Annotated in this window: 18 protein-coding genes; 14 read left to right on the top strand and 4 right to left on the bottom strand. The window is 38.2% G+C overall.

Annotation, left to right across the window (positions count from 1 at the left end; all coding sequences use genetic code 11):
- Nucleotides 1-2: 2 nt before the first annotated feature.
- The 13 genes from CPT03_RS14055 (at nucleotide 3) to CPT03_RS13995 (ending at nucleotide 13,041) form a co-directional block, all read left to right on the top strand.
- Nucleotides 3-707: a response regulator transcription factor gene (locus CPT03_RS14055; protein ID WP_015809248.1), complete on the top strand. Its 705-nt coding sequence runs from the start codon at nucleotides 3-5 to the stop codon at nucleotides 705-707.
- Nucleotides 707-1,222, top strand: a complete 516-nt coding sequence (locus tag CPT03_RS14050) for a hypothetical protein (RefSeq protein ID WP_099439439.1) — start codon at nucleotides 707-709, stop codon at nucleotides 1,220-1,222. The genes CPT03_RS14055 and CPT03_RS14050 overlap by 1 nt, the downstream gene beginning before the upstream one ends.
- A 16-nt stretch (nucleotides 1,223-1,238) precedes the next feature.
- A complete protein-coding gene (gene hemE / locus CPT03_RS14045) occupies nucleotides 1,239-2,261 on the top strand; it encodes a uroporphyrinogen decarboxylase (RefSeq protein WP_099439438.1) in 1,023 nt (340 codons plus the stop codon).
- 7 nt (nucleotides 2,262-2,268) lie between these two features.
- On the top strand, nucleotides 2,269-2,817 hold the full coding sequence (gene hemJ / locus CPT03_RS14040; protein ID WP_099439437.1) for a protoporphyrinogen oxidase HemJ: 549 nt from the start codon (nucleotides 2,269-2,271) through the stop codon (nucleotides 2,815-2,817).
- Between the two features lie 75 nt (nucleotides 2,818-2,892).
- Nucleotides 2,893-3,459 carry an RNA polymerase sigma factor gene (locus tag CPT03_RS14035; protein WP_099439436.1) on the top strand — a complete coding sequence of 189 codons (567 nt, stop codon included), beginning with the start codon at nucleotides 2,893-2,895 and terminating at the stop codon, nucleotides 3,457-3,459.
- Entirely contained in the window at nucleotides 3,440-4,159 is a 720-nt protein-coding gene (locus tag CPT03_RS14030; RefSeq protein WP_172954187.1) for a hypothetical protein, read from the top strand. The genes CPT03_RS14035 and CPT03_RS14030 overlap by 20 nt, the downstream gene beginning before the upstream one ends.
- 31 nt (nucleotides 4,160-4,190) lie before the next feature.
- Nucleotides 4,191-5,000 (top strand): outer membrane beta-barrel protein, encoded by an 810-nt coding sequence (locus tag CPT03_RS14025; RefSeq protein WP_099439434.1) that lies wholly within the window; start codon nucleotides 4,191-4,193, stop codon nucleotides 4,998-5,000.
- Nucleotides 5,001-5,094: 94 nt separating this feature from the next.
- On the top strand, nucleotides 5,095-6,093 hold the full coding sequence (locus CPT03_RS14020) for an ABC transporter ATP-binding protein (RefSeq protein ID WP_099439433.1): 999 nt from the start codon (nucleotides 5,095-5,097) through the stop codon (nucleotides 6,091-6,093).
- A gap of 11 nt (nucleotides 6,094-6,104) precedes the next feature.
- Nucleotides 6,105-8,942, top strand: a complete 2,838-nt coding sequence (locus tag CPT03_RS14015; protein ID WP_099439432.1) for a response regulator — start codon at nucleotides 6,105-6,107, stop codon at nucleotides 8,940-8,942.
- Between the two features lie 223 nt (nucleotides 8,943-9,165).
- Nucleotides 9,166-9,435 carry a hypothetical protein gene (locus tag CPT03_RS14010; RefSeq protein WP_099439431.1) on the top strand — a complete coding sequence of 90 codons (270 nt, stop codon included), beginning with the start codon at nucleotides 9,166-9,168 and terminating at the stop codon, nucleotides 9,433-9,435.
- Nucleotides 9,436-9,476: 41 nt separating this feature from the next.
- Entirely contained in the window at nucleotides 9,477-9,833 is a 357-nt protein-coding gene (locus tag CPT03_RS14005; protein WP_099439430.1) for a hypothetical protein, read from the top strand.
- A gap of 17 nt (nucleotides 9,834-9,850) precedes the next feature.
- Complete coding sequence (locus CPT03_RS14000; protein ID WP_157766454.1) at nucleotides 9,851-10,813, top strand: hypothetical protein; 963 nt, start codon at nucleotides 9,851-9,853, stop codon at nucleotides 10,811-10,813.
- Nucleotides 10,814-10,836: 23 nt separating this feature from the next.
- Nucleotides 10,837-13,041 (top strand): hypothetical protein, encoded by a 2,205-nt coding sequence (locus CPT03_RS13995; protein ID WP_099439428.1) that lies wholly within the window; start codon nucleotides 10,837-10,839, stop codon nucleotides 13,039-13,041.
- Nucleotides 13,042-13,140: 99 nt separating this feature from the next.
- Here the strand turns inward: CPT03_RS13995 and CPT03_RS13990 are convergent, their stop codons facing one another.
- Nucleotides 13,141-13,800, bottom strand: a complete 660-nt coding sequence (locus tag CPT03_RS13990) for a hypothetical protein (RefSeq protein ID WP_099439427.1) — start codon at nucleotides 13,798-13,800, stop codon at nucleotides 13,141-13,143.
- Nucleotides 13,801-13,899: 99 nt separating this feature from the next.
- On the opposite strand from CPT03_RS13990, the gene CPT03_RS13985 reads away from it, so the two are divergent.
- Complete coding sequence (locus CPT03_RS13985; protein WP_099439426.1) at nucleotides 13,900-15,048, top strand: DUF917 family protein; 1,149 nt, start codon at nucleotides 13,900-13,902, stop codon at nucleotides 15,046-15,048.
- A gap of 3 nt (nucleotides 15,049-15,051) precedes the next feature.
- Here CPT03_RS13985 and CPT03_RS13980 read toward each other — a convergent pair whose 3' ends face one another.
- The 3 genes from CPT03_RS13980 to CPT03_RS13970 form a co-directional block, all read right to left on the bottom strand.
- Nucleotides 15,052-16,218 carry a 6-bladed beta-propeller gene (locus CPT03_RS13980; protein ID WP_157766453.1) on the bottom strand — a complete coding sequence of 389 codons (1,167 nt, stop codon included), beginning with the start codon at nucleotides 16,216-16,218 and terminating at the stop codon, nucleotides 15,052-15,054.
- Between the two features lie 67 nt (nucleotides 16,219-16,285).
- A complete protein-coding gene (locus CPT03_RS13975) occupies nucleotides 16,286-16,651 on the bottom strand; it encodes a hypothetical protein (protein ID WP_099439424.1) in 366 nt (121 codons plus the stop codon).
- 158 nt (nucleotides 16,652-16,809) lie between these two features.
- The gene (locus tag CPT03_RS13970) at nucleotides 16,810-18,153 is read right to left on the bottom strand and encodes a glycosyltransferase family 39 protein (RefSeq protein WP_099439423.1); all 1,344 of its coding nucleotides are present in this window, start codon (nucleotides 18,151-18,153) and stop codon (nucleotides 16,810-16,812) included.
- Nucleotides 18,154-18,350: the final 197 nt, after the last annotated feature.

The following is an 18,350-nucleotide window of genomic DNA, read 5'->3' as shown; positions in this document are numbered from 1 at the left end:
TTATGCAACAGAAATTAAGAATATTACTGGTTGAGGATGAAGACCACTTATTAGATGCGATAAAATTAAACCTTGAACTTGAAGGTTATAAAGTTCATGCGGTAAAAGATGGTAAAACGGCTTTAAAGGTTTTTAAAGAAGAACGTTTTAACCTGATTATTCTGGATGTGATGCTACCTGAAATGGACGGTTTCCAGGTTTGTGAAACAATTCGTTTAGAAAATACTGAAGTTCCTATTCTTTTCCTCACAGCTAAAAATACTAGCGAAGACCGTGTTATGGGGCTAAAAAAAGGTGCCGATGATTACCTGGTTAAACCATTTAATCTGGAAGAACTGATTTTAAGAGTTGGCATTTTGGTAAAACGCAGTATGAAAGCTGACGATTTGAAAGAAATTAACTCTTATAAAATCGGAGATAAAACCATCTATTTTAACTCTTTTGAATTAAAACAAGATGATGGTGTTATTGTTCCTTTAACAAAAAAAGAGACCATGCTTTTAAAATTACTGATTGAGCGTAAAAACGAAGCAGTATCGCGCGAGCAGATTTTAGAAACGGTTTGGAACTACGATGTTTATCCATCAACACGTACTATCGATAACTTTATATTAACCTTCCGTAAGTATTTTGAACCTGATCAAAAAAATCCGGTGTATTTTCATTCTATCAGAGGTGTTGGCTATAAATTTACTGATATTCATTAATGTATAATACCAAAGGCAGGTATGCACTGATGGCAATTTTTGTTATTGCCGCTTTAGCATGCCTTTTTTATGAGCAGTATCAGCTTGCCGCATTGGCAGGCCTTTTCTTTGCCTTTGTACTGTGGAGCCATTTTAAGCATAGTTCTGTGCTACTTGCCTCTAAGTATTTTAAAAATGGCGAGTATGAAAAAGCAGAGCGCATATTGGCAGAAGTACCAAATCCGGATAGACTGGCAAGAAACCGAAGAGGCTATTACGAGTTTATGCGTGCAAACATTGCCTTAAAGAAAGAAGACTATGATGTTGCGGAACATCATTTTCAGATTGCAAGTCGTTTCCCGCTTGGTGGAAAGAATGATAAAGCTTTTGTATTGATCCATCTTGCCAATCTTGCGCTTAGAAAGAAAGATGGTGAGCGGAGCAGGGCCTATATTGCGAAAGCAAAAGAACTGGCCAGTACCCCAAAAGCAAAGGAAATAATTAACAAGATTGAGATAGAAGCGAACAACTTATAAAACAAAATAAATTTACATGAACACGTTATTTTTAGATGCAGCATTTTCAAAGCAAACAGAACGCCCACCAGTTTGGATGATGCGTCAGGCTGGCCGTTTTATGCCTGAATACTGGGAGATCAAAAACAAATACTCCTTCCTTGAAATGTGCAAAACACCTGAAATTGCTGCTGATGTAACTATGTTGCCGGTTGATTTACTGGGTATCGATGCAGCTATTTTGTTTTCTGATATTTTAGTAACTGGAGAAGCAATGGGCGGAGACTTAAGCTTTACCCAGGGTGTAGGACCAAAATTTGCAAATCCTGTACGTACTTTAAAAGATGTGGATGCACTTGAGATTGATGTGTTAGATCGCCTACAGTATGTAGCTGATGCAATTAAGGTAATACAACAACGTTTAAACGGAAGCATTCCTCTAATTGGTTTTGCAGGTGCTCCTTTTACAGTTATGAGCTACCTTGTTGAGGGTGGTTCATCAAAAGACTTTAAAACAACCAAGCTGCTGATTCACAATCGACCTGAGGTTGCACACAAACTACTGGCTAAAATTGCAAAAGTTACTGCCGATTATCTGAACCTTCAGATTGCTGCAGGCGTTAATGCTATTCAAATATTTGACAGCTGGGCACAGGCTTTATCATGGAATGATTACCAGGAGTTTTCTCACCGCTATATTCAGGAAATCATAGCTAATCTGAACAGAAAAGACATCCCTGTAATTTCTTTTTGTAAAGGAAGTTCTGTATTTGCACCTATAATGGCTGAGGCTAAGCCAGATGTAGTTTCGGTAGACTGGAACGCTGACCTGTTAAATATCAAAAAAAGCCTGCCAGCAGGTATTGCAGTTCAGGGTAACCTGGATCCACATATTTTATATGCTGATAAAACCGTTATTAAAAGAGAAATTCTTCGCTTATTTGAGCGTATGCGTGGTGAGAATGGATTTATCTTTAATCTTGGTCATGGCATTATGCCGGATATTCCATTCGATAATGTAAAATATGCCATTGAGGTAATCAAAGACTTTAAATACTAATATAAAAATGGAGAAATACTATTTATACATTCTGTCTGTTCACATCATCTTTGTTGTAAGCTGGATGGCGGGGTTGTTTTATAGTGTACGTCTGTTTATTTATCATACTGAAGCCGAAGACAAGCCTGAAATTGAACGTAACATCCTCCAGAAGGAATACGAACGGATAGAGGCCAAACTTTGGAATATCATTACTACACCTGCAATGGTACTAACCGTACTTGCAGGTGTAGGAATGGTTTGCATACATCCTTTTTTATTACAAATGCCCTGGTTTCATGTAAAACTTGGGTTTGTAGCAGCGCTGCTTATCTATCATTTTATTTGCCAGAATATAATGAAGCAGTTGAAACACGGAAAATGCAAAATAAGTTCGTTTAACCTTAGGTTATGGAACGAGGTAGCAACAATCCTTCTTGTAGCCATTGTATTCACAGTGGTGCTAAAAAGTGCGGTGAACTGGATTTATGGCCTTGTTGGGCTCATCATATTTTCCGTAGTGATTATGCTTGGCGTAAAATGGTACAAACATTACCGTAAAAAGCACAATTGCTAACCCCCTTTATTTTTTTTTATTACTGCGTGCAACCTTTTCTATAGTTGCTTCATCTACTATATACCAAACACACAAATGAAATTGACGCAATATAGTATAAATGAATTATTAGAAGGATGCAAAGCAGGCAACCGGAAGATGCAGGAGGCCCTGTACAGGCAAACTGCACCTAAGATGCTGGTAGTTTGTATGCGTTATGCAAAAGATACGATGGAGGCCGAAGACGTATTGCAAATGGGATATATTAAGGTTTTTCAGAAAATAAATGAATATAGGGGCGATGGGGCTTTTGAAGGCTGGATTAGAAAAGTGATGGTAAATACGGCTATTGAAAGTTATCGTAAAAATTTAAGGTCAATGAATGTTGTTCCAATAGAAGATGCATATGATCAGCCATCAACAGGTTTTGATTTTAGCAGATTAGGGATGCAGGATTTATTAAAAGTGATCCAAAAGCTGGCCGATGGTTATAGAGTGGTATTTAACATGTACATTATAGAAGGGTATTCTCATAAAGAAATTGCTGAAACATTGGGCATCTCTGAAGGAGCAAGCAAATCGCAATTGTCCAGAGCAAGAGCGATATTAAAAGAAGAAATAATAAAAATGGAGGGCATAAATTATGCAACGCATGCAGGATAAAGAGTTTGATCAGTTGTTCAAAGATAGATTTGAAGCGGCCGAAATACAACCCTCAGCAAATTTGTGGAACAGTATTTCAGAAGAGCTGTCGGTAAAACCTAAACGTAGCTTACCTGTTTATTGGATGGCGGCAGCAGTAGCAGTAATTGCCATAACAGTAGCCTTATTAATGCCAAAAACAGAAAAGATGAGGTTGCAGGCTCCAATTGCAAGTATAGAGACTACTCCCGATACAGCAGTTGTTACACTTAAAACTTCGGGACAATTAAACTATGTTAGTACACCAGCAACAGAAAAGGTTCAAAGCACACCTTTAATTATAGCACCACGTATAAAACTAAGCAAAAGAGAAAAAGAATTGGCAGCCTTGCAACCAAACGCAACAACCGATCGTCCTGTTATTAAGCAACCGGAAGTTGTTAAAGAGTTAGTGAAAGCTGAGCCAAAAGAGGAAATGCCGAAACAGGAAGTGATGATGGCAAAAGCAGATGTCACTACCGATAATGCAGATACCTCTATTGAAACTGAACATCAGGATAACAAAGGAATTAGAAATATGGGAGACCTGGTGAATTTTGTAGTAAACAAAGTAGATAAGAGAGAAAAGAAATTTATACAGTTTGATACCGATGATGATAATTCATCTTTAGTATCCATAAATATAGGTTTCATAAAATTTAATAAGAAGTCAGATAAATAGTATCAGGAAACACACACAAACCATACATAAAATGAAACGTCTAATATTAGCAGCACTTATTGTAAGCGGACTTACCGGTGCTATAGCTCAAAATGTAAATGCCCAGCAGGATACCACTGTTACCAAAGAACGTAAAATGAAAAAGTTCGATATGGACCTTGGTGTTGGTATCAGCATTGGTAAAAAAGATTCTACCGGAAAAACCAATATGTCAAAGGGGCGTTTTATAGGGGGAATAACCATCACCAGAGTAGACCTTGGGTTTTCAAGATTAATAGATAACGGAAGTTTTACTTTATCTCCTGAAAATGACTTTTTAGATTACAGAGGCGGAAAAACAAGTACATTTTCTTTTGATATCATTCAGTTTGGCTATCGGTTTAATTCAAACTTTAAGATTTACCTGGCTGGTGGATTCGACTGGACTCACATCAGGTTAAATAAAGATATAACCATGCAAAAAAATGCAAATGAGCTTTCTTATGTTCAGGAAGATATCCATTTCTCTAAAAACCGTTTTTCAAGCAGCTATGTGCACATACCTTTTAACTTTGAATTGCGTACTAAAGAAAATGACCATGGTAACCGTTTTTACTTTGTATTCGGACCAGAAGTTGGTTTCCTTTTAAATGGAAAAGTAAAACAGATCAGTAACGAAAGAGGAAAAGTAAAAGTTAGTGATGATTATAACTTCCAGTCTTTCCGTTACGGAGGTACAGTTAGGTTGGGTTATGGTGCTTTTGGTGTATTTGCTAAGTACTACGCTAGCGATATGTTTTCTACAACAGCCCAGAAAGGATTAAAAAACATGTCATTCGGTGTAACGCTTGGCTTAAATTAAAACACACACAACACACAAATAAAACCAATCCCGCAGTACTTTACTGCGGGATTTTTTTGTTTAATGGCCAGTACTTTTTTTGTAAGTTTGAAATGTGGAAGAACAGATCATTAGCGTAAAGAACCTTACCAAACAATATCAGACTGAACAGGCTTCTGGTGTCAGAAATATTAGTTTTGATATTAAAAAGGGCAATATAGTAGCCATTATTGGAGAAAGCGGAAGCGGAAAATCGACATTGCTGAAATGTATTTATGGCTTACTAAAGGTAGATAGCGGTGAAGTGCTTTTTTATGGGAAAAGGATACTTGGACCAGATGAGCAGCTCATACCCGGCCATAAACAAATGAAAATGGTTACACAGGATTTTTCCCTTAATATCTACGCCAAGGTATATGATAACATCGCTTCCATGCTGTCTAACACAAATGTGCAGTCCAAACATGCTAAAACAATGGATATGATGGAGCATTTGCACATCATGCACCTTAAAGACAAGAAAATTACCGAATTAAGTGGCGGTGAACAACAACGCGTTGCCATAGCCAAAGCCTTAGTAAGTGATACTTCGGTTTTATTGTTGGATGAACCTTTTAGTCAGGTAGATGCATTGTTGAAAAATCAACTCCGTGCCGATATTAAACGAATTGCTGCTGATACAGGTGTTACGGTGATCATGGTTTCTCACGATCCCGCGGATGGTTTATTCTTGTCAGATGAATTGCTGATTCTTAAAGGTGGAGAGCTTTTACAGAAAGGGAAACCATCACATATATATCATCACCCTGATCATATTTATACCGCTCAAATACTAGGTAATGCTGTAGTCCTAAACACAGAGGATGCTTTAAAACTGGGTATTAATGCAAACAAAGCACATGTAGTTTTTTATCCGGAATGGGTTGAACTAAAAAGCTCATGGAACAGCAGGCGCTTTGAAGTTAAAGATGTTTACTACAAAGGTTTTTATGAAGAGTTACTGCTCGAAAGAAACGGAGTTAAAATAAGAGCAATCCAACTGAACAGGGGAGAGCATAAAAAGAATGATCATGTTCAGGCAAACATTAGTCATTTTTTAGAATATAACACCTAAAGCCAAAGGCTATGAAGTTAATTAGCAGTTTATTGTTCCTTGCTTTTATTCTTCGTATAAATTTTGTAAACGCTCAGACTTCTCCATTAGCTATAAATGGAGTTGTTGACCTGACCTCTTACCATCCTCAAAAAGATGCCCCATTAAAGCTGTCGGGCGAATGGCTTTTTGCCTGGAAGAAGCTTGCTACTGAAACAGAACTGAAAGCAAGGGGTAAATACACCAATGTCCCTGGAAATTGGACTGCATACAATTCAGATGCTAATTTCTTTGATAATGATTTTGGTTATGCAACTTATGGTCTTACTATTTCGTTACCAAAATCAACAGAAAACTGGGCGCTTTTACTACCTCCGCTTCCCTCAGCATACAAGCTGTTTGTTGATGGGAAACTTGTTGGTTCCATGGGGAAAGTAGACACCAGCGCTAATATGATACCCAAAAGCGTTTCTAATGTGGTATATTTTACCCCAAAATCAGATAAAGTCTTTCTGCTGCTTCAACTATCAAATTATCATTTTTCATCAAGCGGCATGTGGTCGTCAATAACCATTGGCAATCCAAAGCAGGTAACAGATTTAAGTAATAAATCTTTTATTGCCGATGCCTTTCTGGTAGGAAGTTTATTAATCATGGGGCTTTATCACCTTGCAATATTTGCCATGCGACGAAAGGAAAAGGCCGCTTTATTTTTCGCCATTTTGTGTCTGGCACTGGCATTAAGGGCATGCTTTTCTATGACGCCACTGCTGTTTTACATGATGCCGGAATTTAGCTATTCATTGGCGCTTAAAATTCTATATACCCTTTTTCCAATCTGTTTGCTGGGTTTTGTTTACTTCTTAACTTCTACGGAACTTGTGCGTTTCTCAGTCCTAATGAAACGCATGTTTCTGGTAGTGGCCATCACCTATACAGGCCTGGTATGGCTCAGCTCAAATCCCATATATGGTAATCTGTTAATTGTTGTAATCATCATGGCAGCAGGTATGGGTTGTTTTACAGTTTACTTCCTTATCAGGCATTTTAGAAATAATCCTTTAGATAATGGTTTGCTCTTAGCAGGTATTTTAGCTTGTTTTATTGGCCTGCTTAATGATTCATTATATGAGGCTGAGCTCATCAATACAGGCTTTTTGTTGCCATTTGCCTTTTTGATTCTATTGCTGCTTCAGGCAATTGTTCTGGCACTTCGTTTTACCGGGGCACTTACCCAATCCGAGCGTTTAGCTACAGAACTGGCCAAGTCAAATATTGCCTACGAACAAATGGTGCTTGGCCGTCGCGAAGCGGAAGAGCAGATTGAGATTGAATCCTTAAAGTCTAAGTTTTTTTCAAACATTACACATGAGTTTAAAACCCCATTATCACTTATAACCGCTCCTACTGAATATCTCCTCAGGCTTAGTAACGATGGCAAAGAGAAGAATTTACTGAACACTATTTATAGGAATGCAAGCCACCTGCTTAGGCTTATTAACCAGATGATGGATTTATCCAAATCTCAGGCTGGTAAGCTAACCAAAACAGAAATGTTGGGTAATATTAAAGAGTTTAGCTATGAAATATTGTTTTCATTTCAGCCACTTGCCGACGGGAAACAAATAACATTAAAATTTATTGAAGAGGATATACCCGATAACTATTGCTTATTTGATGGAGATAAGCTGGAAAAAATACTAAATAACCTTTTGTCGAATGCCATTAAATTTACGCAAGAGGGGGGTGGTATTCTGTTAAAAGTAAGTTTTAAGCAATTAGATCAGCAAAGCTGCTTTCAATTTATCTTGTCAGATAACGGCATAGGTATGTCTGCTGAAATGTTAACCAATTTATTTAAACCTTTTTATCAAGCTTCTGGAACATCTTTCCTAAATCCAAATGGAACCGGACTTGGGCTGGCCTATACCAAAGAGTTGGTTACTTTACTAAATGGAACTATTCAGGCAGAAAGTAAACTCAGCATAGGCTCTTCATTTACCGTTACACTTCCGGTTCAACTGATAGAGGAATTGGCATCTTCTCTGTCTGATAACTCGGAAGCCAACACTGCACTGACCATTTCTGAAGATGGCCTGCCAAATAACTTGCCTAATCTATTGGTTATTGATGATCACTCTGGCCTTGCAGAATATATAGCCAATTTTTTTAGGGAGTATTATGAGGTAAATACTTGTAACGATGGTGAACAAGCCTGGAACATCATTCAGCAGGATCTGCCCGATATAGTTATATCAGATATTATGTTGCCTGGCAAAGACGGATATGAAATAGCCTCCCTAATACGCAATTCTCCGTTAACAAGCCATATTGGAATTATCTTGCTTTCAGCAAAATCAACTATAGGCAGCAGGTTAAAAGGCCTGGACATGGGGGCAAATGATTTTTTAACTAAACCTTTCCTGCTTTCTGAACTAAAATTTAGGGTCGACAACCAGATTAAATATCAGCAAACACTTCAGGAATACTATCACAAACATGTATTCGCTACAAATGATTTTAAGTCTGATGAAGCTACCCACCCTTTTCTGGTTAAACTCTACGAAATTCTAGATCAATTTCTTGATCATTCTGATTTTTCTATAGCCGATCTGGCCGATAAATTAGCTATGAGTTCAAGAACATTAAATCGCAAATTAAACAGCCTTACAAAAATGGCTTCCAGCGAATTGATTAGGAACTATCGCTTAAAAAAGGCAGCAACTTTTCTATCTACAGGTTCCTCTGTTTCCGAGGCCGCCTATATGTCTGGCTTCGAAAGTGTGTCTTATTTCGGCCAATGTTTTAAAGAACAATACCACACCACACCTTCAGAATTTATTAAGCAAACGCGAACTATAAATTATTAGGTTTTTATACCCTGTCCGTTTATTGATAAAGAATGTCCGAATATTGAGGCTACAAGTGCTCTGCATGCAAAAAATGTCCAATATAATTGAATCATTGTCCATTATCTGATAGCTGTTTTTTCATCTTCTCCACAACTTTGGTATACAGCAAATGAGCTTTTGAAATAGCATAACAGCTATATAAACAGAAGCTTTATTAATTAACCATTTAATTTTTAAAATCATGCCAGTAGAAACATTAGCGGCTCATAACAGCCTAACAATCGAAAAACCAAAAACAGTAACAGTAGCTCCGGGACCACATTCCCTGAATAGAAGAACTGACCTCCACGCCTCTTTTGTAAGACCTGGAGGTGGAGGTGGTGGAGTGGATTTCAGCATAACCAATGGCTACTATATTTTTGGAAATGGTGGTCGTACAATTCCTGCCGGAACTACCAGTATAGTTATAAGTAACCACGGTGTTGAAACTGTGAAGATATCGTGGGTATAAAATAATCAAGTATTTATAGTAGAATTTAAAAAATTAACATTATGGCTAGATCAGTTAAAATGACAGTAAATAACAACACTGGTAAGGTGTTGAAATTAAGACCCCAGGAACCGGTTCACGGAAAATTTACTTCGGGTCCACCAGCTACTATTGAGGCTTCGGGAAGCTGGACTTGTACAACCAGAACAGGTGGTTCATATGGCCCTGAGGGAACAGTAACATATGAAACTGACGGTGGAAACACCACCGTTGAATTTTACTATAACCATCCTGTTGGCAGTGGCGCCAGCTCGTATCGTGTCAGCGCTAATCCTTCTGATTCAATGGGATATGAAATTAAAGGCAGTTTTAAGGGTCATGATCAGAATATCACGTTTGAGTTATATCCAATATCATAGTGTCAAAAAATAGGATTATGCAACATTTAGAAAATGGAGATCTGAGGGAGCATGTATTGGATACATCAACCTGGATGGATTACTTGGATGGCAGCACTAAGCTAAGCGGAATTGTAATGCCTGGAAGTCATGATGCAGGCATGTCTCAAACAGATCACTGTGGCGCAGGGGCGCAACTAAATCGCGGAATAATCCAAACACAAACATTAAATATACAGCAGCAATTGGAAGCCGGTTCCCGATATTTTGATCTTAGAGTAGATTATGACTATGGGGAACTGGTTACCTATCACCGAACTGGTGATGCCGGAGGTAATGGTCAATCGTTGGCTGCTGTTTTGGATCAATCTCTTAAATTTATTCAATCGCATCAATCGGAAACTTTTATCCTGAAATTTTCACATATCCGAACCAATCGAAATAAAGAAAGGGATATAAAAGACAGGATTGATGAGTTTTTAGCTGATATCAAATACAGGGCTTATCTGTTCACACAATCTAAAAGCGACGTCAATTTAGCAAAGATAGCCTTAAACGATTGCAGAGGAAAAATTATTCTGGTGTTTGATTATCCAGAACATATCAGTGCCCGGGCAGCCCGGTTCCGATACCATGATGGATTTAGCAGAGATAGTTCAGGAGCAGAACTTGTTGGTTATGGTGGGCCCAATATCACTGTGTGTGATTCCTATTCCAATACCACTTCACTGGAAAAAATGAAGCATGATCAGTTAAAAAAATTAGATGCATACGGAGGCCTGGATAAGGATTATTTCTTTCTGCTATCCTGGACGCTGACACCAAACATCGACACTTTTTTTAAGGGTTCTGTAAAGGAGTTGGCAGAAGTAGCAAATCTTGCTTTGGAAGAAGTACTGAAGGAGCGCATAAGCGAGCCTCATAAACCGAAACCCAACATCGTTTACATAGACTGCCTCAATGCTAAAACGACCCAAAGTATTATTCAGTGTAATTTTTAAATAACTTATTTAAACAATGTATTATGAGCAATTCTGAAAGAAATAACCCCTTGTATGGGGTAACAATTGGGGCAACAATATATGCCCTTACGGGAGAATTTAATTCTAGTGTGGTGAGGAATCCCATTAGCTTAATGATTACCCAGGAAGAATCCCAAAAATATATGTCTGGCGAAAGTAGCTACGTATTTTCTGAACAAATGAATCAGGGATCATTTGGAATGTCTGGCGCTTATGGAGTTTCGGGGGTAAGCCTGCTTAAATCTTCCTTGTCAGCGTATGTTGGGAAATCGTCGGCGGCCAGCAGTAAATCAGTAGAGGTAAATTACAATGCCATTTCCGTTGGCGGAGTAGAATACATCAATTTTGAGCAGCTTACCGCAAGTGATCTTATTGTCAGCTTGAACAAGGCTTGCCAGCAAAGTATAATGTCAGTTTTGGACGCCTACAATGCGGTAATGGCCGAAGTTTCAAAATCAGGTTTGGATTTGCTGAATGTGTTGCAAAATAATGATGCTCAAAGTAACTCATTAAAAAAGCTGATAAAATTATGGATAAACGCTTCAGAACAATTTACGCATGATTTTGGTAACGGCATGGTAGTTGGGGTTGCCTGGGGAGCATTTGGAGGTGTAAAAATGGTAATGACTTCTGAGAGTGAGTCAAAGTCGTGGAAGTATGGCGGTCAGGCAGATTTTTCGTATGCCAACACTTTTGCCTCCATTGCCGTAAAGGCTACTTACGATGGCAGCCAATCCAGCGGAGAAGCAAAGGTGAAGGTAAATTGCACCAGCTATTTGAGCGGTTCTGTGCTTGCTCAGCAGGTTGATGATTGGTTCAGCCAGGTGTCTAACAAAACATTTGCTGATCTGGCCGAGGTTAATGTGCTAGATAAAGCGCCGAATATGGATATTACCCATGGGGCACCAACCATACCTGAATTTGTACCGCCAGAGCCTGGATATGACATTGTCGAAAAAGTGGATGAAATAAAAAATCTGGAGGACTTGGATGCAATGGCAAAAGCATCTGCTTACGAGAAGACAAAAAAAATAGACCCGACACTTACTTTTGACGAATTTCTAAATAATGCAGATAAGCCTGCTGATAAGACAAAACTCGATGAGTTTAAGCAGAAAATAATTAATAACGAGGTGGATACCTTAAGTTCTTTTGCTAATCATCAAAAAAATAAAGCGAAAAAGATAAAAGCACAGGCGTTTAATGATGACCTTAAAATAGAAAAAGAGATAGATACTAAAGGATTTGTTCCGCTGGGAGTATGGATCAGCAACTGGCCTGACCTTTTTCCATGGATGGCCCAGGGTTATTACAATAGTATAGATGCCATTGATGGAGAAGATACTGTGAAAGCAAGGGTGATGTTGCAAGATTACCAAACTTTGAGCAGGATGTATTATATAGCACATGCTTCTGGAATCACTGAATTTAAAAGAAAAGATCTCTCTCTGCCAAAAGTAACTTCTTTGAGTATCGCCGAGGCTTTTGCCAATGCTGCAGGAAAGATGCAGGATGTTTCGAGAGGCCTTGGTGGAATGACAGTCGAAGAAATTTACGAAAGTTTGGGTGAGGCGCCTAAGCATATTTATGCGCTTTGGAATGAAGTGACTTTTCTTAGAAATTGTGAATTAGGACTGGGCTTAATAAAGGATGACAAAACCATAGGCACACCTTTACAAAATAGCGATAAAAATAATGATGATACTCGCCAAGCCTATTCGCTAACTACTTGTAATTTTAACGGAAAAAATTTCACTTCCTTCAGCCGTTCTTATAAAGTGCTGCCTTTATTAACACCAGATGGGGATATTTGGGCTTTTGGTCCGGAACAGGGTGGCTTAAGTTCCATTTATGATAAGGAAATAGTCTTTTCTAAACCTGGAAGAGCTAAGTATTTGGTTTTTAAGTATAACAAGAAAGATAAAGTCCTTTCTGAAAGTGATAATGGTATAAAATTGTATCCAATCCCCTTTGGGGCGGCACAGAATGTTGCATGGAAAGGAATGTCTCTTAGTACCAATGTAGGCTCTATTAGTAGTTTAAATCAGAGTTTAAAATCTTTAAGTGATCAGTTGGGCAAGCTCAATGCCTGGTCTTTTAGTAGCGCCAATTGGAACAAAAATTGGAATGGTAAAGATGTTTACAGGCAACGGAATATTAAAAAGCAGTATGTAGGTCTTATTGAGGAGATCAAGAATGTACTCTAATGACTGAATGGAATATTAAGACCATAAGCGAATAAGCACTATTGTTGTTTTACGTTTGGTAAAACAACAATAGCTTTAAACTTTAATTACGTACCCGATTTATATTGGTGGATTAAAGAAACGTTCGTTTCCAAATTGAGCACGTTTACGCAGGCGAACTGTTCCTTCATCAGAAAAGTCTTTAGGTGCGTAAGCATTAATTGGATATTTGGTTCCTAGTAGGCCCATTTCCATGAATGTATGAGCCAAAAGTTCACTGCAGAAAAAAGCATCGGTAGAAGCGGGCAGGCCACGGTAGCGGCCTTCAAAAAAGCGATAAGCCATTTCTTCATCGCTTGGAAATCCTGCCTGATTAACAGTTGATATCAACCCTTGTAAAGCAGGCCGAATGTCTGTTTCGGGTGTTAAATGTAAGGGTTTAAATGCAAATTTTACATCTTCAAAATCCTTAGCCGTTCTGCTTAGCCGTTCTTCTAAATCAACTAACATTGGGCCTGGTTTTGCCTGCCCTGTAATAACGTCGGGTAAATTAGTTAAAGAATTTGCTTCCCAAAGAAGTAATTCAGGAGCTTTACCGGCAAGTCCGATATCTTTGGCTCTTACAATCATGCCAACATGAGAAAATGGCGACCATTGAACAGCCTCAATAGCAATACTGAACTCATAACGGCCATGAACTAATAGAACGTCGCCTGTTTGAAAATCATCTTTTATTTCCTGATAAGGCAGGTACCAATTATTATCTAAAAGTACATACATGATTTTTTTTATTCAAAATTGTGAAAAAGTAAGACATTTATCGAAAAATGTATAATTTGTAATAAACTAATTTAGCTAAATTAATAATCATCTACGACTATGGAAATAGGTAGCGAAAAACTTCATCACATCATTGAAGGAGCGGCATTATTAGGAAGCGGAGGTGGTGGTAATAAGGCTGCGGCGCTTGCTTTGCTTAAATATATAGTAGAAACAGCACCTTCAGGAAAAGTGCAATTGATGAGTGTCTTTGATCATTCTTTTGATTCTTCTGCAATGGGGTGTGTGATTGCAGATATAGGGGCAAATGCGGCTCAGGAGGAAAAACAGTTTGATGCGATTTCCAAAGCATTTGATGAGTTATCGTTACAAATAAAGCGAAGCGTTGGAGCACCTTTGACTTTTGTTGTACCCATAGAAACCGGTCCGGAGAATTGTATAGTTCCATTTGTAGTAGCAGCACGATATGGTGTGCCGGTGTTGGATATGGATGGTGCCGGTAGGGCAGTACCTGTTTTATCACTGGCAACATTTAGCGAAATACCACCCTCGCCTGCTGCAATTGCAAATGATCAGGGAGATTTTATTTTGTTACAAATTGATCATGTAGCTAAGCTTGACAGTATGCTACGTCCGATAACGGGATCAGCACTATTTGGAAATTCCGGAAGTTTGGCTTTGTGGCCGTCTAAAATTGATCAATTGTTAGCGTGTGGTATCAAAAATTCAATAAGCCGTGCTATGGCCTGCGGCGCGTTAATGGATAGTCTCAAGAAAGGACTTCGGATGGATCCTGCTTGTTTAAGCCTTGTAAATGAAACTAAAGCCTGTTTGCTAGCACAAGGCAGGGTGCAGAGTATACAAAATAAAGAAGAAGGCGCATTCGATTATTCACAGGTAATAATTAGTGATTCACTATCAGATAGCACAATAAGTGTGTTAGCTCAAAATGAAAATCTTATGCTGTACAATTCCAATCAGCAGGGGCCAATGTTAACAGCTCCAGCAGGAATAACCTATCTTAAATATGATGGCAGTACGCTAACGAATGCGGAGGTTAAAGAAGGCGACGAGGTATTTGTTTTGGCTATTGATGCGCCCGAAGCATTCAAGCAATCCAAACGCTTGCTTCAGTTTAAAGAACAATTGCAGGAGTTTGCCTATTTCGGCCAGTTGAATTATCAGCTACCGGCAGAGGAGAGACTAGGCGATTTATTGATTCGCTTAATGGTGCACAAAGTTTCTTAGACTTTACTCGGATTCATAATTCCTCAATTGTTGATTTTCTTTTAATCTAAAATACATTAGCTTAAAGACAATGTGATTATCTGTAGCTGGTTTGCTTTGCGGAATTGCTTCATTTTTAAAAGGTACTATGGTCACAAAATAATCGCCAAGTTTTCCTGAAATCTTATTGCGGGAGTGTAGCATCGGATCTTTTTTACTGCACAGTTCCGTAAATTGAAGTGTTTTGCCTGTCTTCTTGGAAAAAAAAGCATTTCTAGGATCTGCTTTTGATTTAAAGTTATACCTAAAAGAAACCCAGTTGTCGGTAACAAATAAGGAGTTATTGTCGTACATCACTTCAGCGGATTCCATTTTCTTCCAGTAATCAAAATGATCTTTTGCGGGTTTTGCCGAATTAATTTCGAATCCAATCTGATTTTTAGAAGGTACTTCAATTTGAAATACAGGTTTAACCTCATCAATGTTTACTGTATAAATCTTGTTGTCGAGTAAAGGATAGTAATAGACAGTATCTTTATAATTATCAAACTGATGGGAGAAACCCAGGTCAAGTTCTTTTATCAGTGGTGGGAAGAAAAGCTCCTGAGAATGGTAAGTGAGCATTCCATCTCTTTCTTTATAAAGTCTAAGTCTTCTTAAATTCTTATTGTTGTTTAGGATTTCGCTCACATACATATCTTTGGTTTTTGCAAATGTTAAACCGAAGTAACGTGATCCAACGATATCCAGAATGCCAGCAGACTTTCCGTTAAGGTCATACCTGAAAATTTTGTTAAGGCTGAGGTCCAATAATTCTATGCGATGCTGATATTCATCATAAATTATATTGGTTAAATTGGCGTAATCACCGGGCTGATCACCTAAATGATTTATTTTGATTTTAGGCTTGCCTTCCTTGTCAAAAAGAAATACCGTACTTTGGGATCGGTCCGCAATAATGATTAAACTATCGGTGACAAAGAAGTTAGAAATGTGTTTAATTGAGAAATCTTTTTCAGCTTTCAGGCTTACATAATAGATACTGTCAGCAATGTCTTCAATGTAGGCCTTTTGGTCATCCACTGGGTTAATCTTTATTTTGGTGATCGGAAAATTGAATTCTTCTTTCTTTTTTTCTTGGGAACATGAAATAAATAGAATGAATAGCAGAAAAAGTAAAAAATGCTTCATTGACATGTCGTGATTTGAATGGAAATGGAATAATCCGCCACCCGTTGATCGTGGCGGATTATAAAAGTTAATATGGAATACTAGGTATAATGTTGGTTACATCATGGTAGTTATTATGAGGTCTGTATGGGTTATACCCTACACCACATTGGGTTCCTGAATTGCTTGGGAAGAATTCATAATAGCCATAGTCATAGCCGTACCAACCCTCTACAACTTTGTAATAATCATCATTTTGCCAGACCCAGGTGCCGGTTCTGTAAGAGGTATTGCCTGTGGTTCCACAATACATGGTGCCATTGGCATCCGTCCATGCAGCATTCGCTGCACCTGGGTTATTCGCTACATCATAATCAAATATTGCATATTGGAGGTTACAAACCAGGGTGAGCACGATGGCTAAAACTCCTACTATTTTAAGTGTTTTTTTCATGATTTTTAATTTTAATGAATTACTAATTAGGTTATTTTTCGGTTTCGATTGTATTTGATATGACCCCCTGAGGGGTCACCAGTGTTGCAGCAAAAACAATTCAACCCTGATTAAAGGAGGAATAAGGATGAAGAAATCTATGTTAATAAAAGTTAGTTTCATTTGATGACCTTGTGCTTTTGGAATTCATTTCGTTTTTTTAACAGTTCTTTCAGCTCTCGCTTCAATAGCTCGCTATCGTGCCAAACCTTGCTACGTTGGTGGGCATAAGTCCCTATCGAAAGTAGATATAAGAAGCTGAGGACTATGGTTAGGTTTTTGTATTTAGCATGGTTTAATGCTCTATCAATAAAGTAGGCCATCAGAAAAAAAATCCCCACAGCGGCAATGTATACATACCTGTCGGCGACAATGGCGAATCTGGAAATGGGAATGATGTGTAGGCAAACTCCTAGATGAATAATAAAAAAGCTGATTCCAAAAAAGACCCAATGTTTTTTCCAGAAGCTCCAAAACGATAAACAGATGATTAGTAACATAACCGGATACATCCAAAACCGAACGGGCACCTCCCGACCGATAGCATTCGGGAAAACATACAGATAACTTAATTTAACAGGAATGAGACACTTGACAAGGTATTCGGTAACCGAATAGCTGGCAAATATAATGTTCTGATAAAAGGGGTAGTGCGGAGCTTCTGACAGCAATCCTGCTTTATCTGCGCTTTGGGAAAGCAATGTAATGTATCCAAAGAAGAAAGCCAATACAAATAGGGGTAATTTCTCGAGCCATAAGCGTTTGTCTCTAAAATTTCTTTTTAACGCATAGTCAATTAACAATAGGCAGACCGGGAGTGTCACGGCCTGTTCCTTACCTGCAAAAGACAAAATGAAAAACACCACCATCAATAAGTAATGTTTTATTCTTGGAGCAGTAATGTAATTTAAATAAAAATGAATAGCGCTTAGGTAAAAGAAGCTATAGATAAGAATTTTAGATGCAGATAGCCAGGCTACTGATTCTACTAGAAAGGGATGCAGCGCCATAATCGTAGCGGTGAGTAATGCAATTCGTTGTACAGATGTTATTTTGAAGCTTTTAGTAAGATTTAATAGCCTTTTGATAAAAAAATAAACCAAGATCACATTGCTGATGTGTATCACAAGCCCAAAGAGGTGAAACCAGAAGGGATTGTATCCAAATGCAGAGTAAAGTAAAGTATAAGACAATTGGTTGGCAGGTGCATATTGTCCATTGTAAAACTCAGTCAGTATCGCCAGTAGGTTGTCAGATGTTAAGCCATCTTCTGTATAAGCATTAATGACTACCCACTGGTCATCCCAATGCATTTGGAATTTATGCCAGATCACTGGGAAATAAACTAGTATGCTAATAAAAATTAGAAAAATAATCGTTAAGATGGTTTTATTGGTGTAAATAAAACCTTTTAGCATAGAAAGTGTTTTTGATCGAAGGGGAGCGTTAATATTCTTGTTCATTTTAATGAAGGGGGATGAGAATGTTTAATGAAATGAAACAGTGGGGCTGTGTGCCTGAAATGTTAAGCCATATGTCGGGACCTCTTCCAGATTTCTCCGGAGCTCAGGCTGGTCATGGATGTTGGGGAAATTCTCAGATGATCCTTCAGCAGGATCAAGATTTTTTTATGTATGAGCGCGTTGAGATACTCAAGTCT

The organism is Pedobacter ginsengisoli (assembly GCF_002736205.1).
In the GTDB taxonomy this organism is placed as follows: Bacteria; Bacteroidota; Bacteroidia; order Sphingobacteriales; family Sphingobacteriaceae; genus Pedobacter; species Pedobacter ginsengisoli_A.
The sequence above is the reverse complement of the archived record's forward strand: the minus strand, read 5'-3'. Positions and strand labels throughout refer to the sequence as shown.